The sequence below is a fragment of the Sulfitobacter sp. G21635-S1 genome, assembly GCF_027213915.1.
Lineage (GTDB): Bacteria > Pseudomonadota > Alphaproteobacteria > Rhodobacterales > Rhodobacteraceae > Sulfitobacter.
The window spans coordinates 1-331 of sequence record NZ_JAPWGV010000092.1 but is presented as its reverse complement, the minus strand read 5'-3'; the positions used below and the strand labels follow the sequence as shown (position 1 = coordinate 331).

Annotated in this window: 1 protein-coding gene; it reads right to left on the bottom strand. The window is 63.1% G+C overall.

Annotation, left to right across the window (positions count from 1 at the left end; genetic code table 11):
- Nucleotides 1–100: 100 nt before the first annotated feature.
- Nucleotides 101–331 (bottom strand): VOC family protein (locus O4H53_RS27040; RefSeq protein WP_443069653.1); only part of this gene is annotated, 231 nt, incomplete at its 5' end.

Genomic DNA, 331 nt, shown 5'->3' with positions numbered 1-331 from the left:
TCAGCACGCGCTCGTCATTAACGTCTCGCTTTTCATTGCGCTTCGGAAAGAGCTGTTCCAGAGGTGCCAACAGCGCGGCGGACAGCGATGCATCCTGTGCCTATGTCGCTGCGCGGTCCAGCGGGAATGCGACCGGCTCAAGCAGCTCGATGATCACGCCGGCAGGTCCCTCGAAAATGGCGTTGCGGACGTTCACCACCGGCTCGCCAAGGGCAAGCGCCTCGGCTTCGGTCAGACGGCTTGCCCCTGCCGCAATGATCTGCGCGCTGGCAAGGTCCAGATCGCTGACGCTCAGACATAGATGCGCCAGAGCGCCGGTGACGACAGCCTG